Annotated in this window: 14 protein-coding genes; 5 read left to right on the plus strand and 9 right to left on the minus strand. The window is 62.9% G+C overall.

Annotated features, from left to right (window positions below):
• Positions 1–35: 35 nt before the first annotated feature.
• Genes xseA through ACSZPK_RS21500 form a run of 5 tightly spaced genes read right to left on the minus strand, consistent with a single transcriptional unit; the run spans position 36 to position 4,932 of the window.
• Positions 36–1,415 carry an exodeoxyribonuclease VII large subunit gene (xseA, locus tag ACSZPK_RS21480; RefSeq protein WP_437883580.1) on the minus strand — a complete coding sequence of 460 codons (1,380 nt, stop codon included), beginning with the start codon at positions 1,413–1,415 and terminating at the stop codon, positions 36–38.
• A 43-nt stretch (positions 1,416–1,458) separates the two neighbouring features.
• Positions 1,459–2,301 (minus strand): metal ABC transporter permease, encoded by an 843-nt coding sequence (locus ACSZPK_RS21485; RefSeq protein ID WP_437883581.1) that lies wholly within the window; start codon positions 2,299–2,301, stop codon positions 1,459–1,461.
• Positions 2,298–3,155, minus strand: coding sequence for a metal ABC transporter permease (locus ACSZPK_RS21490; protein ID WP_437883582.1), 858 nt, complete (start codon positions 3,153–3,155; stop codon positions 2,298–2,300). The genes ACSZPK_RS21485 and ACSZPK_RS21490 overlap by 4 nt, the downstream gene beginning before the upstream one ends.
• A complete protein-coding gene (locus ACSZPK_RS21495) occupies positions 3,152–4,045 on the minus strand; it encodes a manganese/iron ABC transporter ATP-binding protein (RefSeq protein ID WP_437883583.1) in 894 nt (297 codons plus the stop codon). Before ACSZPK_RS21495 ends, ACSZPK_RS21490 begins: the two co-directional genes overlap by 4 nt.
• On the minus strand, positions 4,042–4,932 hold the full coding sequence (locus ACSZPK_RS21500; RefSeq protein ID WP_437883584.1) for a metal ABC transporter substrate-binding protein: 891 nt from the start codon (positions 4,930–4,932) through the stop codon (positions 4,042–4,044). The genes ACSZPK_RS21495 and ACSZPK_RS21500 overlap by 4 nt, the downstream gene beginning before the upstream one ends.
• Positions 4,933–5,332: 400 nt before the next feature.
• Here ACSZPK_RS21500 and ACSZPK_RS21505 point away from each other — a divergent pair, with 400 nt between their 5' ends.
• Positions 5,333–5,884, plus strand: coding sequence for a sugar ABC transporter ATPase (locus tag ACSZPK_RS21505; RefSeq protein WP_437883585.1), 552 nt, complete (start codon positions 5,333–5,335; stop codon positions 5,882–5,884).
• A 12-nt stretch (positions 5,885–5,896) separates the two neighbouring features.
• Here ACSZPK_RS21505 and ACSZPK_RS21510 read toward each other — a convergent pair whose 3' ends face one another.
• Complete coding sequence (locus ACSZPK_RS21510; RefSeq protein WP_437883586.1) at positions 5,897–6,838, minus strand: LysR family transcriptional regulator; 942 nt, start codon at positions 6,836–6,838, stop codon at positions 5,897–5,899.
• Positions 6,839–6,958: 120 nt separating this feature from the next.
• Between ACSZPK_RS21510 and ACSZPK_RS21515 the strand changes: the two genes are divergently transcribed.
• The 4 genes from ACSZPK_RS21515 (at position 6,959) to ACSZPK_RS21530 (ending at position 13,542) form a co-directional block, all read left to right on the plus strand.
• Positions 6,959–7,714, plus strand: a complete 756-nt coding sequence (locus ACSZPK_RS21515; protein ID WP_437883712.1) for a sulfite exporter TauE/SafE family protein — start codon at positions 6,959–6,961, stop codon at positions 7,712–7,714.
• Between the two features lie 93 nt (positions 7,715–7,807).
• The gene (gene guaB, locus ACSZPK_RS21520) at positions 7,808–9,277 is read left to right on the plus strand and encodes an IMP dehydrogenase (protein WP_437883587.1); all 1,470 of its coding nucleotides are present in this window, start codon (positions 7,808–7,810) and stop codon (positions 9,275–9,277) included.
• A 208-nt stretch (positions 9,278–9,485) separates the two neighbouring features.
• Positions 9,486–11,066 carry a glutamine-hydrolyzing GMP synthase gene (guaA, locus tag ACSZPK_RS21525; RefSeq protein WP_437883588.1) on the plus strand — a complete coding sequence of 527 codons (1,581 nt, stop codon included), beginning with the start codon at positions 9,486–9,488 and terminating at the stop codon, positions 11,064–11,066.
• Positions 11,067–11,391: 325 nt separating this feature from the next.
• On the plus strand, positions 11,392–13,542 hold the full coding sequence (locus tag ACSZPK_RS21530) for a TonB-dependent siderophore receptor (protein ID WP_437883589.1): 2,151 nt from the start codon (positions 11,392–11,394) through the stop codon (positions 13,540–13,542).
• Positions 13,543–13,650: 108 nt separating this feature from the next.
• Here ACSZPK_RS21530 and msrA read toward each other — a convergent pair whose 3' ends face one another.
• The 3 genes from msrA to msrB all read right to left on the minus strand — a co-directional run bounded on the left by msrA (position 13,651) and on the right by msrB (position 17,001).
• Positions 13,651–14,382, minus strand: coding sequence for a peptide-methionine (S)-S-oxide reductase MsrA (msrA, locus tag ACSZPK_RS21535; protein ID WP_437883590.1), 732 nt, complete (start codon positions 14,380–14,382; stop codon positions 13,651–13,653).
• Between the two features lie 5 nt (positions 14,383–14,387).
• Positions 14,388–16,208: a cytochrome c biogenesis protein DipZ gene (locus ACSZPK_RS21540; protein ID WP_437883591.1), complete on the minus strand. Its 1,821-nt coding sequence runs from the start codon at positions 16,206–16,208 to the stop codon at positions 14,388–14,390.
• 313 nt (positions 16,209–16,521) lie between these two features.
• On the minus strand, positions 16,522–17,001 hold the full coding sequence (gene msrB, locus ACSZPK_RS21545) for a peptide-methionine (R)-S-oxide reductase MsrB (protein WP_437883592.1): 480 nt from the start codon (positions 16,999–17,001) through the stop codon (positions 16,522–16,524).
• Positions 17,002–17,142: the final 141 nt, after the last annotated feature.

The raw sequence follows: 17,142 nt of genomic DNA on the forward strand, positions 1-17,142 counted from the left end.
GGCGAGGCACTGGGCCGCCAGCGCTTTTATCGTGTTTAGTCCAGCAGCGACAAGGTCACCGGAGCCAGGTGATTGTCCTCCACGCGCACCTCCAGTTCGCCTTCGCCCAGGCGTGCCTTGAGGCGCTGGCCGGGCTGGGTCTGGGTGGCGCTGCGGATCGGTTTGCCGCGTTCGTCGAGCAGAATGCTGTAGCCACGGCCGAGGGTCGCCAGGGGGCTGACCAGGTGCAGGTTCTGCATCAGACCGTCGAGCTGGCGGCGTTGCTGCTTGAGGGTCTGCCGCATGCTGCGTGGCAGGCGTTCGGCGAGGCTGTCCAGGCGCTGGCGCAACAGCGCGAGATGGCGGCCCGGATGCTGTGCGGCCAGGCGCGTGTCGAGGCGGGCGAGGCGTTCGCCACGCGTGTTCATCTGCTGGATCAGGGCGCGGCGCAGGCGCATGTCCAGATCATCCAGGCGTTGCGCTTGCTGGCGCAGGCGTTCTCCGGGATGACGCAGGCGCCGGGTCAGGCCGTCGAGACGCAACTGCTCGCGGGCAAGGCGGTCGCGCATACGCAGGAGCAGGCGTCGCTGCAGGTTTTCCACGCGATGCACCAGGTCGCTGCTGTCCGGTGCCAGCAATTCGGCGGCGGCCGAGGGCGTGGGCGCGCGCACGTCGGCGACGAAGTCGCTGATCGACACATCGGTCTCGTGCCCCACGGCGCTGACGATGGGCGTGACGCAGGCATCCACGGCACGGGCCACAGCTTCTTCGTTGAAGCACCAGAGGTCTTCCAGGGAGCCGCCGCCACGCGCCAGGATCAGTGCGTCGAAACCCTGGGCGTCGGCCAGTTCCAGCGCGCGGACGATCTGCGCCGTGGCCTCGCGGCCCTGTACGGCGGTGGGGATCAGGGTCAGCGCGACCTGCGGGGCGCGGCGCCGGAACACGCTGATGATGTCGCGGATCACGGCGCCGGTCGGCGAACTGATGATGCCGATGCGGCGCGGATGACTGGGCAGGGCGACCTTGCGTTCGGCGCTGAACAGGCCTTCGGCGCCGAGCTTTTCCTTCAGCGCCTCGAAGGCTAGGCGCAGGGCGCCATCGCCGGCTGGCTCGACGCTATCGAGGATCAACTGGTAGTCGCCGCGCCCTTCGAACAGCGAGACCTTGCCGCGCACCTTCACCGCCAGGCCGTCGCGCAGGGCCTGGCGCACCCGGCTGGCGTTCTGCCGGAACAGCGCGCAACGGACCTGGGCCTGGCTGTCCTTGAGGGTGAAATACATGTGTCCGGATGCCGGCTTGGCCAGGTTGGAGATTTCGCCCTCCACCCAGACCTGGGCGAACACGTCCTCCAGCAACAGCCGCGCACGGTTGTTCAGTTGGCCGACGCTGAGGACTTCACGGTCGAGACCGAGGCGTTCGAAGGGGTCTTTGATCATGGGGCGGCATGATAAGCCGCCCGAGTCCCGGCGGGAACCATCGTCACGTCGCGCTGCGCAACCGTTCGGCACGGCGCGTGCGCAGGATCGAGGTGACGAAGGCGAGGATGAACAGGATGCTCAGCAGCAGGACGATGGTCGGCCCCGGCGCGCTGTCCAGGTAGAAGCTCAGGTAGACCCCGGCCAGCGCGGCGAAAACGGCGATGCCGACGGCGGTGAGCAGGATCGCGCCCATGGTCCGCGTCAGCAGGAAGGCGATGGCGCCTGGGGCGATCAGGATGGCCACGGTGAGCACGATGCCGATCGATTTGAGCGCGCCGACGATGGTCAGCGACATCAGGGCCAGCAGGCCGTAATGCAGGAAGCGTACGGGCAGGCCGACGGTACGGGCCTGCACGGGATCGAAGGCGTGCAGCAGCAGGTCGCGCCATTTCAGGCCGACGAAACAGCTCACCAACAGGGCGATCAGTGCGCTTTCGACGAGGTCGGCGTCGTTCACCCCGAGCATGTCGCCGAACAGGATGTGGTCGAGGTGCACGTCGCTCTGGATCTGCGTGTAGAGCACCAGGCCGAGGGCGAACATGCCGGAGAAGACCACGCCCATGATGGTGTCCTGCTTGACCCGGCTATTGTCCTTCAAATAGCCCGAGGCCACGGCACAGAGCATGCCGGCGGCGAAGGCCCCGACCGAATAGGGGATGCCGACCATGTAGGCGAGGACCACGCCGGGGAATACCGCATGGGACGTGGCGTCGCCCATCAGTGCCCAGCCCTTGAGCACCAGGAAGCAGGAGAGGAGCGCGGCGGGAATCGCCACCAGCACCGAGATGATCAGGGCGTAGCGCATGAAGTCGAGTTGTAGCGGCATCAGCAGAATGTCGCTCATGCCTGTGCCTCCCGTTGCCGGGCCGCGCGCTGGCGCGCGGCGAGCAGGCCGTGTTTGGGGGCCAGGCAGAACACCAGCAGGAACAACATGGTCTGCAGGACGACGATGATGCCGCCGGTGGCGCCATCCAGAAAGTAGCTGGCGTAGGCGCCGATGAAGCTGGTCAGGGTGCCGATGGCCATGCTGATCAGCAGCAGCCGGGAGAAACGGTCAGTGAGCAGGTAGGCGGTGGCGCCGGGGGTCACCACCATGGCGATCACCAGGAATGCGCCGACGGTCTGCATCGCCGCCACCGCGCAAGCCGAGAGCAGGGCGAAGAACACCAGCTTGAGCAGTGGCGGGTTGAGGCCGATGGAGCGGGCGTGGCTCTCGTCGAAGAACACCACCATCAGGTCGCGCCATTTCAGCGCCATCACCAGCAGGGTCACGCCGCAGATGATCACCAGTTGCAGGGTGTCGGCCGGGGTGATCGCGAGAATGTTGCCAAGCACGATGGTCTGGATGTTCACCGAGGTCGGTGACAGCGAGACCATGAACAGGCCGAGGCCGAAGAATGACGAGAAGATCAGGCCGATGATCGCATCCTCGCGCAGCTTGGTGCGCTGGTTGAGGAACAGCATGGTAGCGGCGGCCAGCCCGCCAGAGCAGAACGCGCCGAGGGAGAAGGGCAGCCCGAGCATGTAGGCGCTGGCGACGCCGGGAACGATGGAGTGGGACAAGGCGTCGCCGATCAGCGACCAGCCCTTGAGCATCAGGTACGCCGAGAGCAGCGCGCAGACACAGCCGACCAGGGCCGATACCCACATGGCGTTGAGCATATAGCCGTAGGTGAAGGGTTCCAGGATCGTACTCATCGGTGTTTTTCGTCCGACTGATCGTCGTAGCGGCCACGCACCGTGGATATGCCGTCATAGAGCACCAGCGGGCGCTCGTCGTCGGTGATGATGCCGACCATGCCGCGTGGCTGGTCGAGGCGATCCTGGGGCAGCTCGAAGTGCCGCAGCACGCCGCCGAAGGTGCGCTCCAGGTTTTCGCGGGTGAACACCGTCTGCGTCGGGCCATGGGCGAGCACGGTGCGGGCGAGCAGCACGGTACGGTCGCAGAACTCCGGGACGCTGCCCAGGTTATGCGTGGAGACCAGCATCACCCGGCCTTCCGCGCGCAGCTGGCCGAGCAGGGTGATGATCGCTTCCTCGGTCTTCACATCGACGCCGGTGAAGGGCTCGTCGAGCAGGATCACCTGGCCTTCCTGGGCCAGGGCGCGGGCGAGGAACACACGTTTCTTCTGGCCGCCGGACAACTCGCCGATCTGCCGCTTGCGCAGGGCCAGCATGCCGACCCGCTCGAGGGCGTTCTCGACGGCCTGGCGGTCGGTGGCGCGGGGTATGCGCAGCAGGTTCATGTGACCGTAGCGGCCCATCATCACCACGTCCTCGACCAGCACCGGGAAGTTCCAGTCGACGTCCTCGCTCTGCGGTACATAGGCGATCAGGTTGCGCTTGAGCGCCTGAGCGACCGGCATGCCGAGCACACTGATGCGCCCCTGGCTGAGGCGGGCAAAGCCCATGATGGCCTTGAACAGGGTGGACTTGCCGCTGCCGTTGACCCCGACCAGGGCGGTGATGCTGCCGCATGGGGTATCGAACGTGGCGTTGGTGAGGGCGGTATGCCCGTTGCGATAGGTGACGCTGACGGCCTCGATGTCGAGGCCACTGCCCCGACTCTGGTCGATGGATTCATTCATGGTGCGCTAAGGCCCTTGACCACGGTTTCGCAGGTGACGCGCAGCAGGTCGAGATAGGTCGGCACCGGGCCGTCCGCTTCGCTGAGGGAGTCGACGTAGAGCATGCCGCCATAGTTGGCGCCGGTTTCCCGGGCAACCTGCTGGGCGGGCGATGCGGAAATGGTGCTCTCGCTGAACACCACGGGAATCGAATGTTCACGCACGGCGTCGATCACCTTGCGCACCTGTTGCGGCGTGCCTTGCTGGTCGGCGTTGATCGGCCACAGGTACAGCTCCTTGAGGCCGAAGTCGCGAGCCAGGTAGCTGAATGCCCCTTCACTGGACACCAGCCAGCGACGTGCCTCGGGAATCTGCTGCAACTGGGTGCGGATCGGCGCCATGGTTGCTTGCAGGCGAGCCTTGTAGGCCTCGGCGTTGGCCTTGTAGGTATCGGCATGCACGGGGTCGTGTGCGACCAGGGCGTTGCGGATATTGTCGATGTAGATCACGGCCGCTTCGGGGGACATCCAGGCATGGGGGTTGGGCTTGCCGCTGTAAGGCCCTTCGCTGATGCCCATTGGTTCAACACCCTCGGAGACCACGGCGCGTGGCACGCCATCCAGGCGCTGGAAGAATTTGTCGAACCACAGTTCCAGGTTCAGGCCGTTGTACAGCACCAGCTTGGCGTCGCGGGCCTTGAGAATGTCGCCTGGCGTGGGTTGGTAATTGTGGATTTCCGCGCCGGGCTTGGTTATCGACACGACATCGGCTGCGTCGCCGGCGACGTTGCTGGCCATGTCGGCGATCACTGTGAAGGTGGTGACCACCTTGAACTTTTCCGCGGCGTCCGCCAGGCCTGGTACCGTGGCGAGCAGGATGAGCAGAAGCATCTTGGCGGTTGTCGGCATGGCGGGTCCTGGCTGAACGATTGATGCGTGGCTCGGCGCGCCCTTGCGATGTAGCGGAGCTTCGATCTTCCGACAACAACGAAGGAAAGCAATGGTTCTTTAATGCGAATAATTATTGATTCTTGGCGGTATGCACGTCAATTCGCCATGGCAACTGTTTTCCTGGGCGCTTCGCTGACGTGAGGATTGTCTGTCGTTGCGACCTTGGTGCCGAGCTGGCGGTTCCGTGTCTGCCGCCTGCCGGCCATGCCGAGTGGTTCGCAAAACAACCGATCACCTGGGCGCCGGCAGCATGGCTTCGAGCGTTTTCAGAGGCAACATTGCATGTTCGGCCTGCCCCGATTGATCCCGCTTGCAGGCTGCCTCTAAGCTGCGCGCTTTTTGCGGCATTGGATACCCTATGAGCGACCGTCAACTCATCCTCGTTCCCCGTCTGTCTCGTGTGCCCGAGCACGAGGCCCGGGCGCGAGCTGTCCTGCACTGGCTGGTCAGGCGTGAGATCGTCGAAGCCCTGCCGACCACTTGCGGCCGTGGCCGTGGAGGCATGGCCTACGCCATCGCCGCCGGCGCGCGACGGGTGGTACAGCGTCCCGAGCGACTGCCGTTCGGCCAGCCGTTCAACGGCCTGGAAATCATCACGCGGCGCTGCATCTATACCCCAACCCGCGATTTTCACGACGAAGCTGGCTGTCCGGAATGTCGCCAGGAAATCGGCGAAGCCTTCTTCGAAAGCCTCGACGAGTGGACGCCGGGCGACACCGATAACTTCACCTGTCCGGAATGCGGGCATGAGAATGAAGTGAACGGTTTCCTGTTCCTGCAGCCTTGTGCCTTCTCCGACCTGGGCTTCATTTTCAATGGCTGGGAGGCGGCGGGATTCACGCCGGCGTTTCTCGAAGCGTTCACCGAGCGTGTGGGATTTGCTGTCGCGCAGGTGATCGTCGAGCCCTGAGTCGCGGCCTTCTCATCGGGCCTCCCCGCAGCCCGTCCAGGCCACGTCCTGGAGTGGTTTTTGTTCCGTTACGGACTGGCGAAAGTATTCGACGAATCCCTCGACCAATGCGCTGTCGGGTTGTCGGCAGGCGAGGGCGACCGTGGTGCGGCAATCTTCGTCTGCAAGGGCTATGAACCTGACCCCGGCTGGCGCGATGGCCTGCATGCTCTGTGGCAGCAGGGCGATGCCGAAACCTGCCTGGATCAATTGCAGTTGCGTGGTCTTGCGCGACACCACATGCGCCGCCTTGGGATAGAAGCCGGCGCGGGTGCATATCTCCGCAGCCCGATAGCTGAGCCCACCGCGTTGCGGATGGGGGATGGAGACGAAGGGTTCGTCTTTCAAGTCGGCAAGGCTGACCGAGCCGACGTTCGCCAGGGCATGCCGACTACCAACGGCCAGCAGCATGGGCTCATCGAAGAGTGGATACAGCGTCACGCCGTCATGCTGGCGCAGCACGGGCAGGCGCAGCAGGCCGACGTCGAGGCGTCGTTCGCTCAGCTCCTGCAATTGGATTTCCGAGGATTGCTGGGCTATTTCCATACGCACGCCGGGATGCGCGGCGAGATAGCGAGTCAGGCCGTCCATCAGAACGCCGCTCAATGGCACCGTGCTGGAGTGGTTCAAGCGCAGGCTGCCGCGTTGCCCCTGGCCGATTTCACGGGCCTGCTGACTGGCGGTCTGCAGTTCGATCAGCAGGCCGCTGGCGTGGGCGAAGAATGCTTCGCCGGCTTCGGTCAGCAGCGGCTGGCGTGCGGTTCGGATGAACAGCGGAGTCTGCAACTGGCTTTCCAGTTCCTTGATCTGCCGGCTCAACGCCGACTGGGCGATGAACAAGCGCTCGGCAGCCGCGCTGAAACTACCGCTTTCGACGATGGCGACGAAGTAGTGCAACTGGCGGGTGGAGATCATCGAGTCATGCCTTATGGAGATGGCTTGTGGTTTTTTATCATATTGGTCGGCATGGCTCGAACGCCGCTAGAGTGCGCGGCGACATCTATATAAGGAGACCGTTCGATGGATCTCGCCGCACTGTTCGCTTCGCTGCCGTTTTCAGCCATGGACTGGCTGGTGATCGCGATAGGCATCGCCAGCGCCTACGTGGTGTTCGGTATAGCCGGTTTTGGCACGGCGCTGGTCGCGGCCCCGGTGCTGCTGCACTTCCTGCCTTTGTCGAAGATCATCCCGTTGTTGGTGCTGCTGGACTTCATCGCCGCCTTCGGCAACCTGCTGCCGTCGCGCAAGGACGTGGCCCGTGGCGAACTGCTGCGCCTGCTGCCGTGCATGGCGCTGGGATGTACGCTCGGCGTGGTGTTCCTGCTCAGCCTGAAGTCGGACCTGCTGCTGTTGGCGATGGGCGTTTTCGTCACCGCTTATGCGATCTACAGCCTGGCGGTCAACGTGCGACCTGCCAACCTGTCGCCGTTGTGGGCGGTGCCGGCGGGTGTGGTCGGTGGCCTGTTCGGTGCTCTGTTCGGCAGTGGTGGCTTTCTGTATGCGATCTACCTGAACGCGCGCACCCGCGATAAGGACCAGGCACGGGCGACCCAGAGTGCCTTGATCAGTTGCAGCACTCTGGTGCGCCTGTCGCTGTTCCTCATCGCCGGGGTCTATGCCGACTGGTCGCTGCTGGCGCTCGCCGCTTGCCTGCTGCCGGCCATGGCGCTCGGTTTGTGGGTGGGGCGCCGGTTGACGCTGAACATGTCGCGCGAGCAATTCGTGCGCCTGGTGACCTGGCTGGTGCTGGTCAGCGGCATCGCCTTGATCGGGCGATATTTCAGCGCGTGAATCGTGCTGGCGAAATGCTCGGTTTGCGTTGAGCCTCGCGGGCTGTCTGGGTATAATGCCGCGCTTCTTATTTTCCCGCCCGGGAGCCCCGCCATGCTGCGTATCAGCCAAGAAGCCCTGACTTTCGACGACGTCCTCCTGATTCCGGGTTATTCCGAAGTCCTGCCGAAAGACGTCAGCCTCAAGACCCAACTTACCCGCGGCATCTCGCTGAATATCCCGCTGCTGTCGGCTGCCATGGATACCGTCACCGAAGCGCGCCTGGCGATTGCCATGGCCCAGGAAGGCGGCATCGGCATCATCCACAAGAACATGACCATCGACCAGCAGGCTGCTGAAGTGCGCAAGGTCAAGAAGTTCGAGGCGGGTGTGGTCAAGGACCCGATCACCATCGAGGCCGACGCCACTGTACGCGACCTGTTCGACCTGACCCGCCAGCACAACATCTCCGGCGTGCCGGTGCTGAGCAACGGCGACCTGGTCGGCATCGTCACCTCCCGTGACGTGCGTTTCGAGAACCGCCTGGACGCCCGCGTACGCGACGTGATGACGCCGAAAGAGCGCCTGGTCACGGTCAAGGAAGGCGCGACCAAGGAAGCCGTACGCGAGCTGCTGCACAAGCACCGCATCGAGAAAGTGCTGATCGTCGACGATGCCTTCGCGCTCAAGGGCATGATGACCGTGAAGGACATCGAGAAAGCCAAGGCCTATCCGCTGGCGAGCAAGGACGACCAGGGCCGTCTGCGCGTCGGCGCGGCGGTCGGCACCGGCGCCGACACGGGTGACCGCGTGGCTGCGCTGGTCAACGCCGGTGTCGACGTGATCATCGTCGACACCGCCCACGGCCACTCCAAGGGCGTGATCGACCGCGTGCGCTGGGTCAAGCAGAACTTCCCGGACGTCCAGGTGATCGGCGGCAACATCGCCACCGGCGCAGCCGCCAAGGCCCTGGCCGAAGCCGGCGCTGACGGCGTCAAGGTCGGTATCGGCCCGGGCTCGATCTGCACCACCCGCATCGTCGCCGGTGTCGGCGTACCGCAAATCTCCGCCGTGGCCAACGTCGCCGCGGCACTGGCTGGCACTGGCGTGCCGCTGATCGCCGACGGCGGCATCCGCTTCTCCGGCGACCTGTCCAAGGCCATCGTCGCCGGCGCATCCGCCGTCATGATCGGCTCCATGCTGGCCGGCACCGAAGAGGCGCCGGGCGAAGTCGAACTGTTCCAGGGCCGCTCCTACAAGGCCTACCGTGGCATGGGCTCGCTGGGTGCGATGGCCCAGGCCCAGGGCTCCAGCGACCGTTACTTCCAGGACTCCTCGGCCGGTGCCGAGAAGCTGGTGCCGGAAGGCATCGAAGGCCGCGTTCCCTACAAAGGTGCGATGAGCGCCATCGTCCACCAGTTGATGGGCGGCCTGCGTGCTTCCATGGGCTACACCGGCTGCGCCACCGTCGAGGACATGCGCACCAAGCCGGAGTTCGTGCGCATCACCGGCGCCGGCATGGCCGAGTCGCACGTGCATGACGTGCAGATCACCAAGGAAGCGCCGAACTACCGCGTCGGCTAAAAAATGGATGTGCCGCTGCTGCGCTTGCGCCAGCGGCGTTGGAGACAAACCCGAAATGCTCATTTGCTTCAGCAAACTCCGCTTTCTCGCTTGTCTCCGCCTTGCTGGCACTGCGCTCGCGACGTGGCAAATCCATTTTTAACTTCTTCTGTACACGGGGCTGCCAATCAGCCCCGTGTTATTTGAGACTTTCGCTAGAGAGACGGCCATGGCCCATCCAGATATCCACGCCCACCGCATCCTGATCCTGGATTTCGGTTCCCAGTACACCCAACTGATTGCCCGCCGCGTGCGTGAGATCGGCGTGTATTGCGAAATCCGCCCGTTCGACATCGAAGACGAAGCCATTCGTACCTTCGCGCCGCGCGGCATCATCCTCGCCGGTGGCCCGGAGTCGGTGCACGAGGCGAACAGCCCGCGCGCGCCTCAGGCCGTGTTCGACTTGAACGTGCCGCTGTTCGGCATCTGCTACGGCATGCAGACCATGGCCGAGCAACTGGGCGGCAAGGTCCAGGGCTCCGACCTGCGTGAGTTCGGCTACGCCCGTGTCGATGTGGTCGGCAAGGCACGCCTGCTCGACGGCATCGAAGACCATGTCGACACCGACGGCGTCCTCGGCCTCGACGTATGGATGAGCCACGGCGACAAGGTCACCGAGATCCCCGAGGGCTTCCACGTCCTGGCCAGCACCCCGAGCTGCCCGATCGCCGGCATGGCCGACGATGCCCGTGGCTACTACGGCGTGCAGTTCCACCCGGAAGTGACCCACACCAAGCAGGGCGGTCGCATCCTCTCGCGCTTCATCCTCGACATCTGCGGCTGTGAAGCCCTGTGGACGCCGGCCAACATCGTCGAAGACGCCATTGCCACCGTGCGTGCCCAGGTCGGCACCTCCAAGGTGTTGCTGGGCCTGTCTGGCGGTGTCGACTCCTCGGTGGTCGCGGCGCTGCTGCACAAGGCCATCGGCGAGCAGCTGACCTGCGTGTTCGTCGACAATGGCCTGCTGCGTCACAAGGAAGGCGACCAGGTGATGGCCATGTTCGCCGAGAACATGGGGGTCAAGGTGATCCGTGCCGATGCCGAAGAGCTGTTCCTCGGCCGTCTGGCCGGCGTCAGCGACCCGGAGCAGAAGCGCAAGATCATCGGCCGTACCTTCATCGAAGTGTTCGATGAGCAAGCCACCAAGCTGCAGGACGTCAAGTTCCTCGCCCAGGGCACCATCTACCCGGACGTGATCGAGTCGGCGGGCGCCAAGACCGGCAAGGCCCACGTGATCAAGTCGCACCACAATGTCGGCGGCCTGCCGGAAGACATGCAGTTCTCGCTGGTCGAGCCGCTGCGTGAACTGTTCAAGGACGAAGTGCGCAAGATCGGCCTGGAACTCGGCCTGCCGTACGACATGGTCTACCGCCACCCGTTCCCGGGCCCGGGCCTGGGCGTGCGCATCCTCGGCGAAGTGAAGAAGGAATACGCCGACCTGCTGCGTCGCGCCGACCACATCTTCATCGAAGAACTGCGTGCCTTCGACTGGTACCACAAGACCAGCCAGGCCTTCGTGGTGTTCCAGCCAGTGAAATCGGTCGGCGTGGTCGGCGACGGCCGCCGCTACGCCTGGGTCGTCGCCCTGCGCGCGGTGGAAACCATCGACTTCATGACCGCGCGCTGGGCGCATCTGCCCTACGAGCTGCTGGAAAAGGTGTCCAACCGCATAATCAATGAAATCGAAGGCATCTCCCGCGTCACCTACGACGTGTCGAGCAAGCCGCCAGCGACCATCGAGTGGGAATGATCCCGCGTCTGGCACTGAGCGACAGTGCCTGCTAGCAGAAAACGAAAAGCCCGCTTAACCGAGCGGGCTTTTTCTATTTTAGGACGGGCATTTTCCAACTGCGCTCAGCGCTGCGAGCCTGTGTTTCATCGGCGGGGCGCGATCCTATCTGTGTCGTTAAAAAATTGGCGGGTTTCATGCGCGAGTCCGGCTATGTATGGGAATGCCTATCGTTGCGATAGGTATTGCCGAATGCCATTGATCGTACGACCTTTACCGAGTTGGTCGCGACAATGCTGAACAGGGCCTACGGCAGAAGCCGTCAAAACGATCAAGGATTTTGAGCATGACCGACAGTAAAACCAGGGTTATCAACGCGCCTGCTGCTTGGCAGCGGGCTGCTACGGCAGCCATGTTCTGTGCCCCGCTGGTGGCAGTTCCCCTCGGTGTGAATGCCCAGGAGGCTAACGCTAACAGTGAGGAGGAGAGCTATCGCCTCGCGCCGATCATCGTTAACTCCAATGCAGCGGCGAGTGACGATGCCAACTCAGTGGTCGCGCAGGAGCTTTGGGTGGGCGGTAAGGTAGCCACCAACATTCTCAATACGCCAGCTTCGGTTTCCGTGATTACCCAGAAAGAAATCGAGCAACGCAGCGCCAGTACCACTGAAGAGGTGCTGAAATACACGCCGGGTGTCGTTGCCGACTACTACAGCGCCGATGATCGTAATGACTACTTCCAGATTCGTGGCTTCAATGCCACGACTTATCGTGACGGTCTGACCCTGGGTTCGATGCGCGGCGTGCGTGAAGATTCATTCGCCTACGAACGTGTCGAGGTGCTGCGTGGCGCCAACTCCACACTGTTCGGCCCAGCCGACCCAGGCGGTTCTGTCAACTTCGTGACCAAGAAGCCGCGCTTCGAAAAATTTGGCCAGATCTACGGCTCATACGGCTCCTTCAATCACAAGGAAACCGGCATTGACGTTGGCGACTCGCTGAACGCGGATCAGACCCTGGCCTATCGCTTTACCGGCAAGTACCAGGATAGCGATCGTGAATATGACCACTCACGGGACGACAGCGGCTTTGTCATGGGCGGCCTGACCTGGGCGCCGACTGCCTTTACCTCGGCCACCCTGGTCGTCGATCACCTCAAGACCAAGAGCACACCGAATAGTGGTGGTGCCCCGATGGACAGGGAATACGACCGCGACGAGTTCTTTGGCGAGCCGAGCTACAACTTCCATGATGTTGAGCGCACCAATATCAGTGGCAGCTTCAGTCATAACTTCGACAATGGCTTCACGCTGAGCAGCAACCTGCGCTACAGCGACCTGTCCGATGGCTACGGCTATGTTTATCTCAGTGATGCTAACGGGCATGTCGGAAGCACTGTTAATCGCGGCTATCTAGGGAATGACAGTGACGCTGAGCAGTTCAATGGCAACGTGATCCTGCAGTACGACGCGCGCTTCGAAAATATCGATAGCAGCAGCATCGTGGGCGTGGAATATCTCGATTCCTCGAACAAGTGGGTTTCCGTATATGGTTCGACAGACCCAATCGATGTGAGCAACCCGCGATACGTTGGTGTTTCAGCACCCACCATCTATCAAGACAAGAATCAGGAGACCAGCATCAAGTCTGCGTTCCTGCAGCAGAACTTGTCGTTCTACGAGCGTTTTATCGTCACTGTCGGTATGCGTCATGACTCCATGGAAATTTCCGAGGCTGACTATCTTGCGAACAGCAAGACCTCGGATAATTATTCGAAAACATCGTATCGTGGCGCGCTGACCTATATCGTCAATGACGAGGTTTCTACCTACGTCAGCGTTGTGGAGTCCGTCTCTCCACCCGCGGTCGGTACTACCCCGCAGAGTGGCATACAGTACGAGTTGGGCGCGAAGTATTCGCCGATGGCGATGAATGCGCTGTTCTCCGCTGCGATCTATGAGTTGACTCAGGAGGACGTTGCCACTGCTGTTATTCAAGGTGATGGCACTATTCAGTCGCAGACTATTGGCGAGCAGCGTGTACGGGGCCTCGATCTGGAGGCCAAGGCTGAGCTGACCGAGAACCTGACGCTGGTTGGTGGTTACACCTATATGGACACCGAGGTGCTTCGTGGTGCGCTGCAGGTATGGAACGGGGCGAGCTATGATGCCGTATCGATCAAGGGCAACAATCTCGCGATCGCACCTAAGCATTCTGCCTCGCTCTGGAGTTATTACAGCGTGCCGGGAACTGACGTCAGTGTCGGCCTGGGAGCCCGTTATGTAGGCTCCTACTACTTCGGCGAGCGTAACAACACCGGTAAGAGCGATGGCACCACGCTGTTCGATGCGGCGTTCAACTACCAGATCGCCAAGGGCACCGACCTGGCCGTCAATGTCAACAACCTGTTCGACGAGCAGCATGTGGTGGGGCGTGGTACTGCGGACTACTACAACACGGGCCGCGAAATCACCGCCAAGGTGAGTTACAACTGGTAAGTCGATACGTCGCTTCTCGGGCAAATCTGTGTCCGAGAGACGATGTGCTCAGGATTTGCCTGAAGTTAAAAAAGCGCGACCACAAGGTTCGCGCTTTTTTTTGTGCGGTCATTTTTTAACCAGAACGGGATCGCTGACGTAACGCTCAGGAAACAACCGTTTGAGGTTCTCTACCTTGGGCAGGTCGTTGTAGACGATGTAGGGGTAGTTCGGGTTCTCGCTGAGGAAGTCCTGGTGGTACATCTCTGCCGGGAAGAAGCTGGGCTTGTCTTCCAGGCGCGTGACGATGGGCTTGGCGTATACGTGCGCGGCGTCGAGTTGGGCGATGTAGGCGTGGGCGACCTGATACTGCGCGGGACTGGTGGCGAAGATGGCCGAGCGGTATTGCCTGCCGATATCCGGGCCCTGGCGATTGAGCAAGGTTGGGTCATGAGCCACCGAGAAGAATATCTGCAGCAGGTCGCCGTAGCTGATCTGGCCGGGGTCGTAGGTGACTTCCACCGATTCCGCATGATCGGTGCTGCCGCTGCTGACGATTTCATAATCGGCAGTGCCCGCCGTGCCGCCGCTGTAGCCGGAGACAGCGCGTTGTACGCCCTTGACGTGCTGGAACACGCCCTGCACACCCCAGAAGCAGCCACCGGCGAAGATCGCTTTTTGCGGGCTCTGGCCGCCTGTCGGCAGATCCTGCGTGGGAGCCGGGATGACGACGGCTTCCTCGGCCGCCGACAAGGCGCTGGGCTGCCAGAGCGTGCCGGCGCCGATCAGGAGTACGGCAGCCGTCAAACCAAGCAACGAGGTGCGTCGGTGCTGTTTGAGCGATGCAAGGCGTGCGTTCATGGCGATCATCCGAAAGTGAAGGCGTAGGCGGCCACGCCAGGATCGAGAAACTCGATGCTGAAGGTGTGTTCGCCGACTTCGCCAGGGTGGCGGATCAGTTGATAAAGGCGTTGTTCGGTAACGGTGCCGCTGCCATCTGCGGCAGTGTCCGTGCCGTGGGCAGCGCCGGGTGCCTTGCCGTCGATACTGACCTTGAAGCGCACCGGTTTGCCATCTGCGCCAGGACTGAGTACCAGATGCAGGTCACGTGCCTTGAAGCGATAGACGATGCGCCCGCTGTTTTCGACGAGGCTGGCGCTTTCCGGGCCGACTTGCCATTTACCCGTCAGGCCCCATGCGTTAAGCGACAAGTTCTCTGGGGCTGTATAGACCGTAGGTTGATCGGCGGCGACCTGAGGTTTGGAGGCAAAGTTCTCGCCGCGCTGGTAACCCAGGTAGGTTTCCGGCGAGCCTATCGAGTCCATGTCCGCCGCCATCTGCGCCCCTTGGCCGTTGACTTCGACCAGCCCCTGGGCGGTCTTGGCTGAGCCGGCTTCCTTCAGCAGTTGCTGGATGACCCGCTCGGATTCGCCGTAGCCGCCTTCGCCGAAGTGGTGGTGGCGAATTTTGCCATTGGCATCGATGAAGTAATGGGCCGGCCAGTATCGGTTGCCGAAGGCGCGCCAGATCGCATAGTCGTTGTCGACCGCCACCGGGTAGTCGATACCCAGTTCCTTCATGGCGCGGTTCACGTTGTCGACGTCACGCTCGAAGGCGAACTCCGGGGCATGCACGCCGATCACCTGCAGCCCCTGGTCCTTGTACTTGTCGGCCCAGGCTTTGACGTAGGGCAGGGCGCGCAGGCAGTTGATGCAGGAGTAGGTCCAGAAGTCGACCAGCACCACCTTGCCGCGCAGGTCCTGGCTGTTCAGCGGAGCGGAGTTGAGCCATTGGCTGGCGCCGTCGAGTGTCGGTGCCAGGCCTTCGTCGGGCAGGGCAGGGGCAGCGCTCGCCGAGCGACTCATGCCCATCGCCGGATTGGCCGACATCATTGCGCCGTTATCACTGAGGCCTTGCATCATCATCGCGTTGTTGCCACTCATGGCCATGGCGCCGTCGTCCTGCGGCTTGCCCAGGCGTTCGACCAGTTTTTCCTCGAGAGGAGTGGTCGAGGCGGTCGACAGTTGCGCGAGGATGCCGGTATCGAGCCCCAGGGCGATGGCCGCGACGCCGGCCAGTATCAATGCACCCAGCCCACGGCGCAGCCATTCGCCCAGGCCGAGCGAGCGCTTGAGGGCCGCGAACACTTTGCCGCCGAGCAGCAGCGCAACGGCCATCGAAGTCGCCGCACCGGCGGCATAACCGAACAACAGCAGGCTGGAGGTGGCGCTGGCGCCTTGCAGCGCTGCGCCGGTGAGGATCAGGCCAAGGATCGGTCCGGCGCAGGGCGCCCACAGCAGACCGGTGGCGACGCCCAGCAATAGCGAGGTGCCGATGCGTGGTGTGGCGTCGCCTTGCGCGCGCTCCGAAAGACGCGAGCCCGCGGCGACCAGCGGTTGCATCAGGCGCTGGGAAAGACCGGGCCAGAGCAGCGTCAAGGCGAACAGCGCCATCAGTACCAGGGCCGCCCAGCGGCCGTACTGGTTGGCGGCCACCACCCAGCCACCGCCAACCGCGGCGAGCGAGGCCACGGCGGTGAAGGTCAAGGCCATGCCGATCAGCAGCGGCAGGCCGCTGCGACGAAACGGCTGGCTGGCCCTGGAGAAGACGAAGGGCAGTACCGGCAGGATGCACGGGCTGATGATGGTCAGCACACCGCCCAGGTAGGCGAGCAGGAAAATCAGCATGGTTGGTCTCTTGGATATTGATGAATCGTCATGCAGCAAAGGTCGAAGCAGCTGTAGGGTGGTCAGCGCGAAGCTTGCCCACCATTGGCCATGCAGAGCGGTGGACAAGCTTCGCGTTAACTGCGCGTCCCGGTCCACCCTACTCGCTGGGTTTAGGCAGGCGCTATAAACGACCCGGGATACTTTGGAATATTCGTCATTCCCGCGAAGGCGGGAATCCAAAGAACTCGCGCATCTGGACTCCCGCCTTCGCGGGAGTGACGGTATATCGAAGTGTCCGCGCCGCCTCATGGAGGCTGTATGCCTCTAGCGTTCATGCCGGTATAAACGTCATCGCCACGCCATTCATGCAATAGCGCAAGCCGGTCGGTGCCGGGCCATCGTCGAACAGGTGGCCCTGGTGGCCGCCGCAGCGCCGGCAATGCACCTCGGTGCGCAGCATGCCGAAACTGCGGTCCTGGCGCGTGGCGACCGCGTTATCCAGCGGTTTCCAGAAGCTCGGCCAGCCGGTGCCGCTATCGAACTTGGTTTCGGACGAGAACAGCAGCAGGTCGCAGCCGGCGCAGGCGAAGGTGCCGGCGCGGTGCTCGTCGTTGAGCGGGCTGCTGCCGGCGCGTTCGGTGCCTTCGTGACGCAACACCGCGTATTGCTGGGGCGTCAGGCGCGCCCGCCATTGGCTGTCGGTGTACTCGATCTCGAAGCGTTCTTCGGCGACACCGGTGCGCAGCAGGCCCAGGGCGACAGCGCCAGAGGCGACGGTGGTGGCGAGCAGCAGGCGTCTTCGGCTGATCATGGCTTTATCCTTCTTGGGGCAACATGGACAAGACTACGAAGCAACGCTCGCGAAGTCCTCACGCAGAGTTAAACGATTCGTGATAACTCGAATGGCGCGGATTACGCACAATGTCCTGGCCTGCACCTCCTGAGAACCTGC

This window comes from Pseudomonas sp. LRF_L74, assembly GCF_965644255.1.
Lineage (GTDB): Bacteria > Pseudomonadota > Gammaproteobacteria > Pseudomonadales > Pseudomonadaceae > Aquipseudomonas.